The organism is Sphaerochaeta sp., assembly GCF_050256055.1.
Classification (GTDB): domain Bacteria; phylum Spirochaetota; class Spirochaetia; order Sphaerochaetales; family Sphaerochaetaceae; genus Sphaerochaeta.
Genome location: NZ_JBFWIJ010000009.1, coordinates 90,100 through 107,034, shown reverse-complemented (window position 1 = coordinate 107,034; position 16,935 = coordinate 90,100). Strand labels below are relative to the sequence as shown.

Below are 16,935 nucleotides of genomic sequence, written 5' to 3'. Positions count from 1 at the left end.
CAACATACCCGATTTCCCCCGTCCCGGTCAAGCCCCCCAGGGCTTTTCCCTCACGTTCTCCACCGCCTGTTCCCAAGGCCGAACAAGACGTGACTATACGCCCTTTCCCCCTCACTGTCCAGTAGGTATCGCAAAAATTCTCTGAAATTTACCTACTTTCTTAAAAACCCGTTGCCTCCTCCTTACTTGTCCAACCAAAGCAAGCGCGATAGGATGCCTTGACGAGGAGAGTGACCATGGAACTGGATATGAGTCAGGGCAAACCCGGCCGTCTGATTTTTTTCTTTATGTTGCCGATTCTCGGCGGCAATCTATTCCAACAATTCTATTCGATGGTTGATACCTTCGTCGTAGGAAGGTTTGTGGGAGTACAGGCCCTTGCTGCCGTAGGTGCCACCGGGGCGATGACATTTCTGGTGCTGGGATTCGTGGTAGGGCTCACTGCAGGCTTTTCGGTCATCATCAGCCAGAAATTTGGGGCAAAAGATCCGAACAGCATGCGTAAAGCGGTGGCAATGAGCATTCTGGTGGCGTTTTTCCTCTCTTTGGCGGTATCCACCCTCGCCATGGTATCGGCTGAGCCTCTGCTTAGGTTGATGCATACCCCCCGCGACATACTCAAGGATGCCAAGCACTACCTTTTGATCATCTATGCAGGAATCGTGGCCACTATCTATTATAATCTGCTCTCATCCATCCTGCGTGCCCTCGGCGACAGCCGTTCCCCTCTCTATTTTTTGTTCATTGCCTCGATTTTGAACATTGCCGGTGATTTGATGGCCGTCATCCAACTCCAACTCGGGGTCATCGGCGTTGCCTTGGCGACGGTGATCAGCCAGGCAATCTCTGCCCTGCTGTGCTTGTGGTACATCTACAAACGATATCCCATCCTGCATCTGAGTAAATCGGACTGGACGTCCGATTGGCCGATGATCGGCAGGTTGCTGCGTATCGGCCTCCCCAGCGCCCTGCAATTCTCCGTCTGTGCGATCGGGGTCATGGTCGTCCAAGCGGTTATCAACGGCCTAGGAAGCGACAGCGTCGCAGCGTATTCGGTAGGTACCAAGATCGAACAATTGGTAACCCAGCCATTGGTAACCCTGGGACTCGCCATGGCAACCTACAGTGCACAAAACCTGGGTGCAGGAAAACTGGAACGGGTCAAACAAGGAATACGAGCTGCCGTGCTCCTGGCCTTGGGTTTCAGTTTGCTCGGCTTTCTGCTGGTCTTTGTGTTCGCCCGCCGGATGGCAACCCTGTTCATCGACGAACAGGAACAACTGGTCATCGCCCAGACCATCCAATATCTGGGCATCGTATCGTACTTCTTCTTTCCCTTGGGTCTGATCTTTGTGTTCCGCAACACCAGCCAAGGTCTTGGATCGGGAGCGATCCCCATGCTCTCCTCCATCCAGGAGCTGGTGTTCAGGTCCTTGGTCGCCTTCACCCTTCCCTCGGTCTGGGGGTATGTAGGCATTTGTCTCTCAAGTCCCACGGCATGGATAAGCGCTTCGCTGCTGCTGGTGGTCGCCTACCGTCTGCAGTACCGAAACTTGGAGCGAATGCTGAAGCAGTACAATCAGAAGCGTTCCTAGGAGGGTATGCATATCTATGGATACCAACAAGAAGGATTTTCCGTACGATTGATCCCCATCGAGGCGGTTCCCAGCAAGAAACCCTTCACCATCCTCGGACTTTCGCCGGCAAAGCAGACAATACTCAAGAAACTGCTTCGCCTGCACCTGCCAATACTTCCTCCTATGCTGGTACAGATTCCGGCATGGGCTTCGGTACAGCAGGTGGTCGCAGGACTCCTGCTCCTTCTGCTTTCGTCGGAGAAAGGGATCCTCACTCTCTGCGATCATGCGGTTTTGGTGGCCGGGACTCTTTCCCTCGAAGGCTCCCTGCTTCCCTGCACCTCGACCTACGCCTTTGCTTCCTTATGCAAACAACATCGTCTGTCACTCATCCTGGGGAATTTTGCCACAGAATCCTCCGTTTCCGCACAACTCAGCTACTGCACCACGATCCAGCAGGCACTCTCAAGGTTGTGCCGGTTTGCATGGGAACACCAAGGCAAGCCGGACCCATACCGGAAAGAAGCTTCACCGGAAACGCCAAATGATCCCTTTCGTGGGATCATCGGCTTACACCGGGCGAAACAGGCTTTGGTGTATGCGGTTGCAGGAAACCTTCCCATCTTATTCTATGGTCCGCCCGGCTCGGGAAAATCGTTGCTGCTTGGTCGTATTGAAGAGCTGTTGCCTCCTCCGGTCGGAATCGAGGCGGAACAGTTGCAAGGAATTCTGGGAAAACATAGTAAAAGCGCGTGCGCATTGCGCATGGATCCGATGCAAAGACCCAAGGATTTCGAACAGGGCACTCCCCCTTGGATGGCACGTGCGCACGGAGGCGCCTTGCTCGTGGACGAGCTTTCATCGCAACGACCGGGAAGCCGTACCTATCTTGCCCGCCTGCTCGACACCCAAGAGGTTTTGGGATATCCGGTCCGTACCCTTGTCGCTGCGGCAACCAATGCATGTCCGTGTGCGAAATTGGGAAGCACAGAAGCAGTCTGCCGATGTTCCGAACAACAAATCGACCGGTTCTGGTCCACCCTCGGCTCGCCCCTGCTCGATCGTTTCGCCATTGCCATCGCCTTGGAACCGGAAAATCTACTGATCAGCACACTTGCCAGCGAGCCGCTCGGTATCGATCGGATTGCATCGGTCCGCTCATTGCAGCGGACGTGGACCGATGAGGAGCCCAAGCGCTTGCTCGCGCTGTACCGACGCACCGTCACAGAAACCCACACAAGTCTCAGGCGGGCCATACTCTGTTGCAAACTCGCGAAGGTTATTGCGGCATTCTCACAAGAAGGTGTGGTAACACAAGAAATTATGAAACAAGCAAACATATTGTACCAACTACCCAAAGACCGACATTATCACTGATGCATTTTTTCCGGCAAGTAGTTGACACCCTTTCTTTCTCTCTGCTATAGTCCTTTACGTTGCAGGGGCCGCTAGCTCAGTTGGTAGAGCAACGCCCTTTTAAGGCGTGGGTCACAGGTCCGAATCCTGTGCGGCTCAGATTGCCTCTGTTTTTTACAAAGCGCAACCAAATGTCTCCTTCGTCTAGTGGTTAGGACAACGGGTTTTCATCCCGTCAACAGGGGTTCAATTCCCCTAGGAGATGTGAGCATAGGGAGCCTACCTCGTGTAGGTTCCCTTTTTTGTACCCACGGTCATGCCCCTGCTCCTCCGGACATGTGTTCATTGTAAACTGAACAACATATCTTGACTTCTGCTAGAGTCAGGTATACAAAGAAGATAAAGGATGGATCATTGATAGCATCATATCTCCCGATCAGCTACCTGCCATCCTTGTGATGTACCCTTCTTCCGGGCTGCAATCCCCAGGCCTTGTACCCACACCCACAAGCCTCCGGATTGCAGCTCCCTTGTTTTCAAAGGTGTTTTGACAAAGCCAACAAGAGCGAGTCCCGCCTGATCATCCCGGTAAACCTGCCTTGGGCATCCACTACAGGAATGCGCTTCAGTCCATTTTGAATCATCAAATCCAGTACCGTCGAAAGAGAATCTCCCTCCGTCACCCGGACCAATTCCTTGATCATGATGTCGGATACCCTCGGTATCTCCTTCCGCTTGAAGGAAAAGATTCCCTTCGAATCAATTCTGTCTATCGCCGACAACAAGCGTGCATCCGTGATTACCCCGACCAAATGGAGCTGTTCATCCACCACGGCTGCACGCTGAACCTCTTCGTTCGCCAATAACTCGATGGCTGTTTCGATGCACTCATCTTCCGAAACAGAGAGTCGGTCGCGCTGTTGCAGTTCGCTCACTTGCTGCATCACACCACCTTTGGACAAGTCGACATCTTGATCAGCACGCTTCACCATGAAGGCAGGAGAAAGCACCTTGAATACATCAATTCGGGAAAGCATGCCGACAAGTTCGCCATCACTGCCGGTCACCAGAAGTCGTTTCAGATCATGCTGCACCATCAGCTTGATTGCAAAGTCGAGCGTTGCGTCCCGGTCGACGGTGATCGGAGACCTGGTCATGACATCCTGCAATCCAAGCGTTGCCACGTGTGACGCCCATGCAACCTGTTCAACACGGCTGAGATCCTTCAGCAGGGAAAGACGGATCGGCATTCCAGCCCGCTTGATCAGATCCTGTTGAGTTACAATTCCTACCGGTATATTCTGCGGGGAAACCACAGGAAGGCATTTCAAAGCAGTATCCTGTAAAAGTTTGACGGCATCAGCCAACGGCATCCCGATTTCCCCAGTCTTCGGATGCATTGTCATGACATCCTTGACCAGCCAATTGGGAAGCAGAACCCGCGAAGGAGTACGGGCAGCTACCAGCTGCAGCGGCTCGATGGTAACCAGCCCATCCGCAACCATCGGGTTGAGAACGTCAAGTATCGTTTGGGTCTCCGCCTGTGGCAGAACGATCTCTATAACCAAAGGAAGATCGTACGAGGCATTCACCAATCGGTTCGTTGCCAGTTCCCCATTCTCATAACTTCCCGCAAACGAACGAGTCACCAATGTTCTTGCCGCCAACCTGAGTGAACGCACAACGCCAATGATTGCAGTGGACAACGGCTGCCCTTCATATTGCGCAGTCTCATTGGTATAGATTTTGATCGATGCATAGGCAATCATCCTATTCCCCCTTTCAAAGCTTCGATGCAGCGTACAGCCCGCCGAATGTGAGCAGCATGCCCAACAGCACATTCATTCCCAGATTCATGAAGGCTCTGGCGAATTCCCTATCCATCATCAGACGCACCGATTCAAGGGAAAAGGAGGAGAAGGTGGTGAACCCTCCCAGAAAGCCGGTGATCAACACGATGCGGAATGTTCGGGATACCAAGGAACGATCGGCAAGCCCGAAGACGAAACCGATGACGAAGCAACCAGCCAGATTGACCAGCAAGGTCCCCCAGGGAAAGGAATCTCCCCATATCCGTGTTGCACTGGTGGAAAGTACATACCGGCTGACGGAACCCAATCCACCGCCGATGAGTATCAAGATGATGTCGCGCATATTCCCCTCCTCGTGCGTACGATTGTCAGGAGTCATCAGCCGGAGGGGCGGTTCGGGACTGAAGCCCAGTCCGCAGGCGAACTCCATCGCCTTTCCACCGAATACCATATGCAGACGCCTCATGTCAATCTTCCAACCTGCTCCAAGCGTATAGCTTGAGGGTGTACAAGCAATGCAATCTGTGGATAATGAGAGGCCGAATGAGGAGTTTTGTATGAACACACTGCAAAGAATACAAAAAATCTGTGATGCAAACGGAATTTCTGGCTTCGAGGATGAAGTCGTCGGCATCATCCGTGAGGAAGGCCGACATCTTGGAACGTTCACCGAAGATTCACTGCGCAATCTGTATCTCGTTATGCATGCCAACGAAAAAGGCAAGCCCACGGTTCTGCTTGATGCCCATACCGATGAAGTCGGATTCATGGTCAAATGCATACGGGGCGACGGTATGCTGGAATTTATCCCGATCGGTGGCTGGGTGGCCAGCAATATCCCTTCACATTTGGTCCGGGTGCAAACCACAAATGGTACGATGATACCGGGTATCGTAGGCTCAAAACCCCCTCACTATCAAAGTGAAGCTGAACGAAAGAGTGCTCCGGATATCAGCTCACTCTACATCGACATCGGGGCGGCAACCATCGACGAAGCCCATCTGATGGGTGTACAGGTCGGAGCCCCCATCGTACCCGAGGCAACGTGTATTTATAATGAGAACACGAGGCTGCTCTTCGGCAAGGCTTTCGACTGCAGGCTGGGTTGTTCCACGATTCTCGATGTCCTGGAAGATCTCAAAGAGGAAAAGCTTGGGGTAAATCTGGTAGCAGGATTCTCCAGTCAGGAGGAAGTGGGGTGCCGTGGAGCACAGCTTACCGCACGTTCGGTCAAACCCGATGTGGCGATCTGCTTTGAAGGAAGCCCTGCTGATGACACATTCCTGCCCGCATATCAGCAGCAAACGATCATCGGCAAAGGCCCGATGCTCCGGTTCATAGACTCCAAGATGATCACCAACCCGCGGTTCCAGCGATTTGCGATCGAGATGGCACGGACCTACCAGATTCCCATCCAGCTCGGGGTACGCAATGGAGGAGCGACCAATGCATCGGCCCTGCATCTTTCCGAACAAGGGATACCGACCATCGTAATCGGCATACCGGTTCGCTATGCACACACCCATTGGGGAGTGAGCAGCCTTGAGGATGTACAGAGCTCGATCAAACTGGCCAGAGCCATCCTGACTCATCTTACCGAGGAAATTATCAAGGGTTTCTGACCGGTAAGTTTTGACAACCGGTCAGGCCGATGGCATACTGGCCGAAAGGGAGGGGGCGTATATGCATGAGGTGGAACTCTGCATCAGTGAGATGCGTGCGTTCTTTGCTACCGGCACCACGGGGCAGGTAGACTGGCGCAAAGAACAGCTGAGAACACTCCGCAAAGGCTTGGAAGCAAACGAGAAACAGCTGCTTGCTGCACTGTATGAAGATTTGGGGAAGTCGGATTTCGAAGGATGGGCCACCGAACTTGGCGTCGTCTATGCAGAGATCGACAACCACCTCAAGCATCTCGACCGTTGGACAGCCAAGAAACGGGTTCGCTCCTCGCTACTCTCCTTCCCTTCCAAATCGTACACCATCGCCCAACCGTTGGGCGTCGTGCTGGTCATGAGTCCTTGGAACTATCCGTTGCAGCTGACCCTAGCCCCGATGATCAGCGCGATGGCGGCAGGAAACTGCGTCATCGTCAAACCTTCACGCTATAGTACGCATACATCCGCAGCAATCGAGGAATTGTTACTCAAGTTGTTTCCAAGCCACTATATAGCCACCTTCCAAGGTGGAAGCGAAATGAACCAACAGCTGCTCTCCTATCGGTTCGACCATATCTTTTTCACCGGGAGTCCTTCGGTGGGCAAAGTGGTCATGCAGAGCGCAGCGCAGACCTTGACCCCGATCACCCTCGAACTCGGCGGTAAAAGCCCGGTCATCGTGGAAGCGGATTGCAACCTGGCCTTGGCGGCACGAAGAATCATCTGGGGCAAATGTCTGAACGCAGGGCAGACTTGCGTAGCCCCCGATTACCTTCTCGTCGAAAAGACAGCCTTTGAACCTTTGGTAGAGGAATTGAAGCGGGCCATCTCCAAGATGTATGGATCCGATCCATTGCATTCACCTGATTTGCCGCACATCATCAACCAAAAGCACTTCAACCGGCTGCTTTCCCTCTTTGAGGATGGGAATCTTTTGTACGGCGGACAGATAGAACCCAAGACTCTGCAGATAGCCCCGACGATCATCACCGACGTGAAACCCGACTCTGCTCTGATGACCGACGAGATTTTCGGCCCGATTTTGCCGGTACTCACCTATGATACGTTTGACCAAGCGTTTTCCTTCGTTGCCCAAAGGGAACATCCACTTGCCCTCTATTTGTTCAGCAACAACAAGGACCACCAGAACCGGGTGGTCACTTCGCTGATCTACGGAGGAGGCTGCATCAACGATACGGTCATGCAGCTCTCCAACCCCCATCTTCCCTTCGGAGGAGTGAGCAACAGCGGTATGGGCTCATACCATGCCCACAAAGGATTCGAGACGTTCAGCCATACGAAAAGTATCCTTGAAAGCCGAACATGGCTTGAAATGAAAGTGCGCTATGCTCCGTTCAGGGGCAAACTGAGATTGATCAAACGACTGTTTTCCTAGGAGGAGGTTTCATGAATACAAAACGCGTATCGTTTGGTTTGGCAGTACTCATATCAGGTAGTCTGCTCTTTGGTGCCATCAATTTGGAGAAAGCGGATGCCTTGTATGAGCAGGATGCATTCGCCCAAACGCAAACCGAGTTGCAGAAACAGCTGAAGACAGCTTCCACAGCAGAGGAGGAAGCACAAGTGCTCTGGCGGCTTGCCCGGGTCATGGTGGGACTCGGTGATGATCTGAAGGACGATGACAAAGCCGGGAAATTCGCCATGTATGAGCAGGGAGAAGCCTATGCCCTCCAATCGATTGAGAAATACCCGATGGCGATGGGATATCAGTGGAAAGCATCCAACATCGGTCGTTGGGGCCAAACAAAAGGCCCGCTCAATGCGTTGGGGAAGGCCAAGGGAATGCTTGAGGACCTGACGCAGATCGTCAACTCCTTCAACACACTCGACTCCACCGATACGTGGTACGTATTGTCGAGCTTGTACGATGAACTTCCCGGCGGCTTCATCTCCTTCGGGAACAAGGACTGGGCGGTAAGCTATATGCGTATGGCCATGGATACCTTGCGTTCCGACCAATTCAAACCAGGACATTACAAGAAACTGGCTGAGGAATTGTATGCCAGAAACTGGAATGCCTCGAAACGCAGCAAGGAATTGAAGAAAATGGAGCAAGACTGGAACCAAGCTTCCTCCAATCTGGAAAAATACCGATATTACGAAGGCAAGGATGGGGGGAAGAGCAAACCCTTCTACTCGCCGGTTACACTGGACAAGATGAGTGACCGGCAGGAGGCGGTGATGGTACTCACCTACGCCTTGCAAAAGGAAAAGGTTTTCAAACCCATCAAGCCGAGCGATGCCGAGGATTTGAGTGATATCAAGCAATTGCTTGATGACTGGACCTAAGAACAAGCGGGCCCCCTTTTGGGGGCCCCGACTATCTGGCATCAATGCTTGAACGGATTCTCGTTGGCATAGATTTGGGATGCTTTCTGATTATAGCTGATGTCTTCGATACCGAGATAAGAGAATAGGGAAAACAATGCTTTTCCGACATGACGAAACGCTACGGCGGTATGATGGGGATAGGCCTTGGCCAACAGGACATATCGGTAGAACCGGGCCATTTCCTCGACACCGATCACCCCGATGCTTCCAAAGCTATGGGTAGGAACATCCAGCACCTCCCCTTCCGCCACATAGGCCTTGAGCTCCCCCCTGGATGTGGATTGCAGACGGAACATCGTAATCGGGCCCGCAACCAAGTCTCCCTCCATCGTACCCCGGGTGATGTCCGGCTCTGCTGGATCGGGTTCCAAATCTCGCTTCATGATCAACTGGTATCCCATATGGGGATTTTTCAGGAGGGAACAATCGGTATTCCCGCAATGGAACCCCATGAACAGATCATCGTTGCGGTAGGAACGTTTGGTACGGATATACTGTTCATACAAGGTGGAGGGGACGGTGTTGTTGATGTCCAACAAAGTCACCGGATGCTCGGAAACGCAGATTCCCAAGTATTCACTGAGTGCACCATAGATGTCCACTTCACAGCTGACCGGTATTCCCCGGGCGGTAAGACGGCTGTTCACGTAGCATGGCACGAACTTGAACTCGGTTTGGAAGGCAGGCCAGCATTTATTGGCGAAAGCAACGAAGGAGCGGCTTCCTGCATGTTCCTTTGCCCAGTCGAGCAAAGTGATTTCATATTGGGCCAATCGCGGGAGCACTCCCGCATACACAGTACTTCCGACTTGCTCGGACATCTCCTTGACGAGGGCGGGAATTCGCTGATCATCCGCGTGCGCGTGGTAGGCAGCCAAAAGATCGAGCTCACTGTTTTCCTCAATTTCCACTCCAAGGTCAAACAATCCTTGGATGGGAGCATTGCACGCCAAAAAATCCTGGGGTCTGGGACCGAAGCTGATGATCTTCAGCTGCCTTAGGGAGAGGACGGCACGGGCGATGGGAATGAATTCATCGATCATTGCCGCAATTTCCCGTGCATCGCCCACCGGATACTCCGGCATATAACAGGGGATGGAGCGCAAAGACAGATTGTATGAACAGTTGAGCAGGCCGCAGAATGCATCACCCCTGCCGTCAACCAGGTCGCCGTCACCCTCAGCAGAGGCGACCACCATGGCCGGGCCTCCGAATTGTTTGACCAAGAGTGTTTCTGCGGTTTCCGGACCAAAATTGCCCAGCAACACCACCAAGGCGTTGACACCCTGATCCTTCACATCCTGTATCGCACGCTGCATGTCCAGTTCAGTTTCCACGATGACCGGACAGGCATACAATGTTCCCGAATACGCCTTTTCAACCGCCTTGCGACGTTTTTCGGAAAGGGAAGCGGGGAAACAACTTCTGCTTACCGCAATCAATCCCAATCGAACCTGCGCGATGTTTTCCATCCTCGACTCCTTTTCAATGCTGGCCGTAATAGGCATCCTTGCCGTGCTTGCGCAAATAATGTTTGTCCAGCAGATGCTGATCCATCACCGTATGATCACTTGATCCCAGCAGTACTGTATGGTAGGCCATCATAGCCACCTCTTCCAAAACCACTGCGTTTTCCACTGCTTTGTGCGCCGTCTTCGCCCAGCAGAACGGACCGTGACTGTTGACCAGAACTGCGGGAACGGCAAGAGGATCCTTCGTAGAGAAACATTCGACGATTACCTTCCCCGTCTCTTCCTCATACTCCTGGAGTACTTCCGCCTTGGTCATCGCACGAGTGCAGGGAATCTCGCCGTAGAAGTAATCGGCATGAGTCGTCCCCAATGCAGGAATACCCCTTCCGGCTTGGGCGAAGATGGTGGCCCACCGGCTGTGGGTGTGCACCACCGCATTGACATGTTCCATATGATTGAACAGATACCGATGGGTCGGGGTGTCGGAAGATGGGTTGAAAGAACCTTCCACCCGTCTGCCGGTGGAGAGTTCGACGACCACCATGGAATCCGGCGTCAGCTCGGCATACGGAACTCCAGACGGCTTGATGACCATCAATTCCCGATTGGCATCGACTGCACCTACATTTCCCCAGGTAAAGGTAATCAGGCGGTAGGTTTCCAAAAGCATATTTGCTTGGTAGACTTCTTCCTTCAACGCTTCAAGCATGCAAGTTCCTCCTCGAATGTACCTACAGCAGTGTGGGCCAAGCCTCCAAAGTTGTCAAGGAAAACCCGGGTGAATGGGGTATAGGCGGTTTTCATAAAAAGGTGAAAAACATATACTTGGGCGTATGCACAACATGGTACAACGTACCGATCATCCGATGGCAATCTGGACGGTACGCTCAATGATTCTTGGTCTTGCCGTAGGTCCTGCAATCGTTTTGCTTTCGAACCTGGTACGTGTAGCCAGTTCGATCAGAACACTTCACCCGATCCTTTTGTACGCTATCCCCTTGGGAGCGCTTTTGACAGCTTTTGGCTACCAGAAGTTGGGGCCCTACCTCAAGGAGGGAGGGAATCAGGTAATCGATTTGATCAATCAGGGTATCCTGGATATCGCCCACCCCACCACCATCCGGTATGAACAGGATCGAATCCAGCATTCCCAACACATTTCCACTAAAATGGCACCTCTGTTGCTTGCCAACACCTTCATCACCCATTTGGTCGGAGCATCAGGAGGGAAAGAGGGTGTCGGGGTTCAAATCGGTGCATCGATCGGCAGTTATCTGGGCAGACTGGAAAGCAAGGTGTTCGGGTATAAGGAACCGATCAAACAAACAGGCATTTATCTGATCAGCGGGGCAGGAGCGGCTTTCGGCGCCCTGTTCAACGCTCCGATCGCCGGCACGTTGTTCGGTATGCAGTTTTCCAACCCGAGGGTCAACAGGACCGATGCCTTGCTGCCCTGCATCATCGCCTCCTTTACGGCGAACCAAGTAAGCCAGGCTATGGGAATCCGTACCTTCGCCCCCAGCCGTCCGGTTGCTTTTCCGCTCGACCTCAATACATTGTTGGTCCTGGTGGTGTTGGGCATCCTGTTTGGAACTGCAAGTCGGTTCTTCTGTTACATCATCCACCTGACCAAGCAAGGGCTCGCCACTCTGACGACCAACCCCTATGTGAAGGCGGGTGTTTCTGGGAGCCTGTTGCTCGGTGTGTCTCTTCTCATCAACGAATTTGAAGGGGGATTTCCCTACAACGGTCTTTCCATCGAGTTGTTGCTTGATGCAGAAAGCGGGCAAATAAGCCGGTTTGCACCCATGTTAAAACTGCTGCTCACTGCATTGACGATCGGAGCCGGATTTGCCGGGGGAGAAGTCATCCCCATCATGGTCATCGGTTCATGCACAGCCCTGTTGCTCGCTCCGCTGACGATGCTTCCGGTATCCGCTCTTTCCATGCTCGGTGCCATCGGCATGCTCAGCGGCGCCACCAAGCTCCCGTTGGCTTGCTTCGTCCTTGGGCTCGAGCTCTACGGATACTGCAACCCCACCCCATTGTTCATCGTGTGCGCCATCTCCTATTTGGTTTCCGGACAATCCGGCATTTATGAACGACAGATCAAGGCACAAGTCATAGAAGCAACCTGGGAAGTGTAATTTTTCAAAAGCGATTGACAAAGGAAATCCTATATTTTAATATATGAATATACAATCATATATTGATTTATTAGGAGGATCCTATGGACCATACAAAGAGTTGGTGCGTTGACAACCTGGACTGTGCTTCTTGTGCAGCGAATGTGGAACAAGCTCTGCAGAAACAGCAAGGGGTGCAGAAGGCATCCATCAATCTGGTTACCAAACGCCTGACCGTACATACCGATGCACCAAAGGATACTCATTTCTGGGATCTTCTGGAACAAACAGCGAAGCAAGCGGAGCCCGAACTTACCTTGTCACCGGAAAGTGGGACCTTGGAACAAATCTGGTCCTTCAAGGGAGTCGACTGTCCGGTCTGTGCAAATACCATTGAGCAGAAACTTGCAGAAAACAGCCGCGTTTCCTCGGTCAGAGTTGACTTCGCCACAAAAAAGATCCATATCCGAACACAAAAGCAGGAAAGTCCGGAATTCTATGCTGACTTGATACAAACGGCGAAGGCCGTCGAACCGTCCTTACAGGTTGCGCAACAAAACCTGGACAAACAGGTTCCGCTGGTTCTCCAACCACGATTCATCCGTATCCTCGTATCCCTGGCCGCCTTCGCGTCGGCCATGGTTTTTGATTTTCCCTGGCTTTCGCTGGCCAGCTACCTCATCGCAGGATACGATGTGTTGCTCAAAGCAGGCCGCAATATCCTGCACGGCAAGCTGTTTGATGAATACTTTTTGATGACTGTTGCGACATTGGGCGCTGTGGCGTTGGGGGACCTCGCCGAGGCTTCGGCAGTCATGCTGTTTTACCTGATCGGGGAATTCTTCCAGAATGCGGCAGTAAACAAGAGCCGTCGTTCCATCCTTGAGACACTCGATATGAAGGTTGACCAAGCGCGTATGGTCAAGGAAAACAAGACCGAGTTGGTCGCATCCCAATCGGTTGCAGTGGGATCGATCATCCGGGTCCTGGCGGGTGAGAAAATCCCCTTGGACGGCAAGGTTGTCAAAGGCAGTGCAAATCTTGATATGCAAAGCCTTACCGGAGAATCGGCGCCACGTCTGGTCCAAGAGGGTGAAGCGGTACTCAGCGCCAGTGTAAACCTCAGTGGGCCGCTTGATATCGAGGTTAGCAAACCGTACGAGCAGAGTACTGCGGCAAAAATCCTCAAGCTGGTTGAGGAGTCCGCCTCGCAAAAGGCTCCAACCGAACGGTTCATCACCACCTTCGCCCGATACTACACCCCTGTCGTGGTCGGCTTGGGTCTGGCCTTGGCGATCATACCTTCCTTGATTCTCGGCGATTGGGGGACATGGATCTATCGAGCCTTGGTATTTTTGGTCATCAGTTGTCCCTGCGCCCTGGTCATCAGCGTCCCGCTGTCCTATTTTGCAGGAATCGGCAAAAGTGCTTCCCGCGGGATCCTCATCAAGGGCGGGAATTATCTGGAGGCATTGCAAAAAGCGGACACCTTTGTGTTTGATAAGACAGGGACCCTCACCACAGGAACGTTCACGTTGGCAAAGGTGTTGCGACTTCCTTCCAGTACGCTGGATGAATCCTACCTGACTCAATTGGCTGCGAGTCTGGAACGGCAGAGCAACCATCCGCTGGCCAAGGCATTCAACGGCATCGAAACGCCGTTTGCCGTCTCCTTGGTTGAGGAACGTGCCGGGAAAGGATTGGTTGGCGATGTCGACGGAAAAGCTGTTGCCGCAGGAAATGCTACGTTGTTCAACGAATTGGGAATCCCAATACTCCAGAAACCGGGCAATGAGGCGACCATTCTCCTCGCCGTGAATGGAATCCACCAGGCATCCTTCATCCTTGAGGACAACGAGCGACCTGAAGCTGGCAATGCGCTAAAGCGGATGCGGGATATGGGTATCAAGCATATGGTGATGATAAGTGGGGATACCGAGGCGAACGCGGCGCGCATCAGCAGAAATCTTGGTCTGGATTCCTACCAGGCGTCTTTGCTGCCCCATGAGAAACAGGCTGCACTGATTGGTCTCTCCAAACAACACCCAAACCTTGCCTACATCGGCGACGGGATGAATGACGCACCCAGCCTGGCTGCCAGCAAGGTGGGCATTTCGATGGGAAGCAAGGCGAGCGATGCGGCCATGGAAAGCGCAGACATCGTAGTGATGCGTGACGATCTGAATGAAGTGGCGAACCTGCTGCATATCAGCAAACGAACCGCGAAGATCGTTCGGCAGAATATCACCTTTGCCCTGACGATCAAAGTACTGGCCTTAGCTCTTGGGGCACTCGGATTAGCCTCGATGTGGATCGCGGTGCTCGCCGATACCGGAGTCACGATTCTTGCCGTTTTGAACTCCCTGCGGCTTTTGCTCTTCCGTCCAGCTCGTTGATTATCCGATGCATGTATGCTATCGTTGCACAGATTGGTTGAAGGATTGAGAGCATGAACGAACAGATGACACGAAATATCGGCATTATGGCACATATCGATGCAGGGAAAACCACTACGACCGAACGAATCCTTTTTTACACTGGGGAAAACCATCGTATCGGTGAGGTTGACAATGGCGAAGCCACGATGGACTTCCTTGAGCAGGAACAGGATCGGGGGATCACCATCGCAAGTGCTGCAACCACCTGTTACTGGAAAGAGCATCAAATCAACATCATCGATACTCCGGGCCATGTGGATTTCACCGCTGAGGTGGAACGGTCCTTGCGCGTACTCGATGGTGCGGTGATGGTTGTCTGTGCCGTGGGCGGCGTCGAACCGCAGACCGAGACAGTCTGGAGGCAGGCTGACACCTACAAAGTGCCGCGCATCGCGTTCATCAACAAAATGGACCGCCTCGGAGCCAATTTTGAGGAAGCGGTCAACGAATTGAAGGTAAAACTCGGGGCTAATCCCATTCCGCTTTTCCTACCGGTCGGTTCGGAATCCCAATTCAGCGGGATCATCAACCTGTTGACCAAAAAGTATCTGGTATTCGCAGCTGAGGATCAGGGAAAGACGGTGGTCGAACAGGAAATCCCGGAGGAGATGCAAGCGACCACTGAACTGTGGTATGATCGTCTGATCGACAGTGTATCCTCATTCAGTGATGAAATCACCGAATTATACTTCGACGGAGAACCGATCGGCATCGACTTGATCAAGAAAACCTTGAAGAAGGCTACCATCGAGAGGTTGGCTTTGCCCATTTTCGTCGGTTCTTCCTTGAAGGACATCGGGGTGCAGTCACTCTTGGATGGTATCGTCGACTATCTGCCTTCACCGAGCGAAGTACCCCCGATCATCGGCATGCATGTGAAGACGGAAAAACAGGTCGAAGTCCCCTATTCCAAGGATAAGCCGCCGTTGGCTTTGATCTTCAAGATCCAGGTCGACCGAGAAGCAGGCCCCATGAATTTCGTGCGGGTATACAATGGGACGATCCGCAAGGGAACTTCCTTGATGAACATTTCCAAGAAGAAACGGGAGCGGGTGAACCGCATCATCAGGATGCATGCAAACCGCCAGGAAGAGATCAGCGAACTGGAAGCCGGCGATATCGGGGTGATCATCGGCTTTAAGGAAGGCCGGACCGGCGATACGGTGGGAAGCGAAGGCGCACAGGTTCTCCTAGAGCAGATGCACTTTCCCATTCCGGTCATTTCGATTGCCATCGAACCCAACACCCTCAGCGATGGGGATAAATTGCGCGGCGCACTGTCGGTATTGGCCCAGGAAGACCCCACCTTCACCTACAAGGACGATGAGGAAACCGGTCAGTTGGTGATCAGCGGGATGGGCGAACTGCATCTTGACGTTTTGGTCACCCGACTGACCAAGGAAATGAAGATCCAGGCAAGGGTCGGCAAACCGCAGGTCACCTATCGGGAATCGGTTACCCAGAGTGCGAGCGGAAGCGAAAGCTTCTCCAAAATGCTGGCGGGCAAGGAACATGCAGCAGGGCTCGGCATTACCGTCAAACCGCGTCCCAGCGGTAGCGGCAACCACTATATCTGCAGTGCAAAGGTCCGTGGCATGGCTGACGAATATTATGAGGCAATCGAACAGGGTATCACCAATGCCCTCAAAGGCGGCATCCAGTTTGGCTATGAAGTCTGCGATGTTGAAGTGGAAGTGACCAGCATCACCTTTCAGGAACTGACCGCATCCACCTTTGCCTTCGAAGCCTGCGCTGCCACCTGCTTTGACAAAGTAGCCCGGCTTGCCAACCCTGTATTGATGGAACCGGTGATGAAACTGACGGTCATCGTTCCTTCTCAATATGTCGGAGAAGCGATCTCTTCCATCACCAGCCGACAAGGATTGGTACATAGCATCGAAAGTCGCCCCACCAGCGAGCAAATCCATGCCCAGGCACCATTGGCGCAATTGTTCGGATACTCGACGGCTCTCCGTTCAGCAACCCAAGGGAGGGGAACATTTTCCATGGAATTTGACCATTACGAGCAAAAAATGCGCTGATAGTATTGAAATTATTAATTTCAACGCCCTTAAACCTTGCGAAATCTACATTTCCATGCCTAATATGTATTGAAGTGTATGGATAAACTAGACTAATGGAGGA

Annotated in this window: 12 protein-coding genes, 2 tRNA genes and 1 riboswitch; of the genes, 10 read left to right on the top strand and 4 right to left on the bottom strand. The window is 52.7% G+C overall.

Going from position 1 to position 16,935, the window contains the following annotated elements; translation table 11 throughout:
* The first annotated feature begins 236 nt into the window (after window positions 1–236).
* The 4 genes from AB7C91_RS05625 to AB7C91_RS05610 all read left to right on the top strand — a co-directional run bounded on the left by AB7C91_RS05625 (window position 237) and on the right by AB7C91_RS05610 (window position 3,198).
* On the top strand, window positions 237–1,595 hold the full coding sequence (locus tag AB7C91_RS05625; protein WP_428589759.1) for an MATE family efflux transporter: 1,359 nt from the start codon (window positions 237–239) through the stop codon (window positions 1,593–1,595).
* 6 nt (window positions 1,596–1,601) lie between these two features.
* Window positions 1,602–2,954 carry an ATP-binding protein gene (locus tag AB7C91_RS05620; protein ID WP_332446281.1) on the top strand — a complete coding sequence of 451 codons (1,353 nt, stop codon included), beginning with the start codon at window positions 1,602–1,604 and terminating at the stop codon, window positions 2,952–2,954.
* 65 nt (window positions 2,955–3,019) lie between these two features.
* Window positions 3,020–3,092, top strand: a tRNA-Lys gene (locus AB7C91_RS05615).
* A gap of 34 nt (window positions 3,093–3,126) precedes the next feature.
* A tRNA-Glu gene (locus AB7C91_RS05610) sits at window positions 3,127–3,198 on the top strand.
* A 271-nt stretch (window positions 3,199–3,469) separates the two neighbouring features.
* Here AB7C91_RS05610 and AB7C91_RS05605 read toward each other — a convergent pair.
* Together AB7C91_RS05605 and crcB are read right to left on the bottom strand one after the other, a co-directional pair.
* Window positions 3,470–4,702, bottom strand: coding sequence for a DUF190 domain-containing protein (locus AB7C91_RS05605; protein ID WP_428589756.1), 1,233 nt, complete (start codon window positions 4,700–4,702; stop codon window positions 3,470–3,472).
* Between the two features lie 13 nt (window positions 4,703–4,715).
* Window positions 4,716–5,087: a fluoride efflux transporter CrcB gene (gene crcB / locus AB7C91_RS05600; RefSeq protein WP_332446279.1), complete on the bottom strand. Its 372-nt coding sequence runs from the start codon at window positions 5,085–5,087 to the stop codon at window positions 4,716–4,718.
* Window positions 5,088–5,106: 19 nt separating this feature from the next.
* Window positions 5,107–5,187, bottom strand: a riboswitch (Fluoride riboswitch).
* 114 nt (window positions 5,188–5,301) lie between these two features.
* Here crcB and AB7C91_RS05595 point away from each other — a divergent pair.
* The 3 genes from AB7C91_RS05595 (at window position 5,302) to AB7C91_RS05585 (ending at window position 8,712) form a co-directional block, all read left to right on the top strand.
* The gene (locus AB7C91_RS05595; protein WP_332446278.1) at window positions 5,302–6,366 is read left to right on the top strand and encodes a M42 family peptidase; all 1,065 of its coding nucleotides are present in this window, start codon (window positions 5,302–5,304) and stop codon (window positions 6,364–6,366) included.
* A 61-nt stretch (window positions 6,367–6,427) separates the two neighbouring features.
* Window positions 6,428–7,798 (top strand): aldehyde dehydrogenase, encoded by a 1,371-nt coding sequence (locus tag AB7C91_RS05590; protein WP_428589753.1) that lies wholly within the window; start codon window positions 6,428–6,430, stop codon window positions 7,796–7,798.
* 11 nt (window positions 7,799–7,809) lie between these two features.
* Window positions 7,810–8,712 carry a hypothetical protein gene (locus AB7C91_RS05585; RefSeq protein ID WP_332446276.1) on the top strand — a complete coding sequence of 301 codons (903 nt, stop codon included), beginning with the start codon at window positions 7,810–7,812 and terminating at the stop codon, window positions 8,710–8,712.
* Between the two features lie 41 nt (window positions 8,713–8,753).
* Here the strand turns inward: AB7C91_RS05585 and AB7C91_RS05580 are convergent, their stop codons facing one another.
* Both AB7C91_RS05580 and AB7C91_RS05575 read right to left on the bottom strand, forming a co-directional pair.
* Window positions 8,754–10,226 (bottom strand): L-fucose/L-arabinose isomerase family protein, encoded by a 1,473-nt coding sequence (locus tag AB7C91_RS05580; protein WP_428589750.1) that lies wholly within the window; start codon window positions 10,224–10,226, stop codon window positions 8,754–8,756.
* Window positions 10,227–10,239: 13 nt separating this feature from the next.
* Entirely contained in the window at window positions 10,240–10,935 is a 696-nt protein-coding gene (locus AB7C91_RS05575) for an L-ribulose-5-phosphate 4-epimerase (protein ID WP_332446274.1), read from the bottom strand.
* 124 nt (window positions 10,936–11,059) lie between these two features.
* Here AB7C91_RS05575 and AB7C91_RS05570 point away from each other — a divergent pair, with 124 nt between their 5' ends.
* From AB7C91_RS05570 to fusA, 3 genes are all read left to right on the top strand, one after another.
* Window positions 11,060–12,373: a chloride channel protein gene (locus AB7C91_RS05570; RefSeq protein ID WP_332446273.1), complete on the top strand. Its 1,314-nt coding sequence runs from the start codon at window positions 11,060–11,062 to the stop codon at window positions 12,371–12,373.
* Between the two features lie 83 nt (window positions 12,374–12,456).
* The gene (locus tag AB7C91_RS05565; RefSeq protein ID WP_428589746.1) at window positions 12,457–14,748 is read left to right on the top strand and encodes a heavy metal translocating P-type ATPase; all 2,292 of its coding nucleotides are present in this window, start codon (window positions 12,457–12,459) and stop codon (window positions 14,746–14,748) included.
* 53 nt (window positions 14,749–14,801) lie between these two features.
* Window positions 14,802–16,832, top strand: a complete 2,031-nt coding sequence (gene fusA, locus AB7C91_RS05560; RefSeq protein ID WP_428589743.1) for an elongation factor G — start codon at window positions 14,802–14,804, stop codon at window positions 16,830–16,832.
* Window positions 16,833–16,935: the final 103 nt, after the last annotated feature.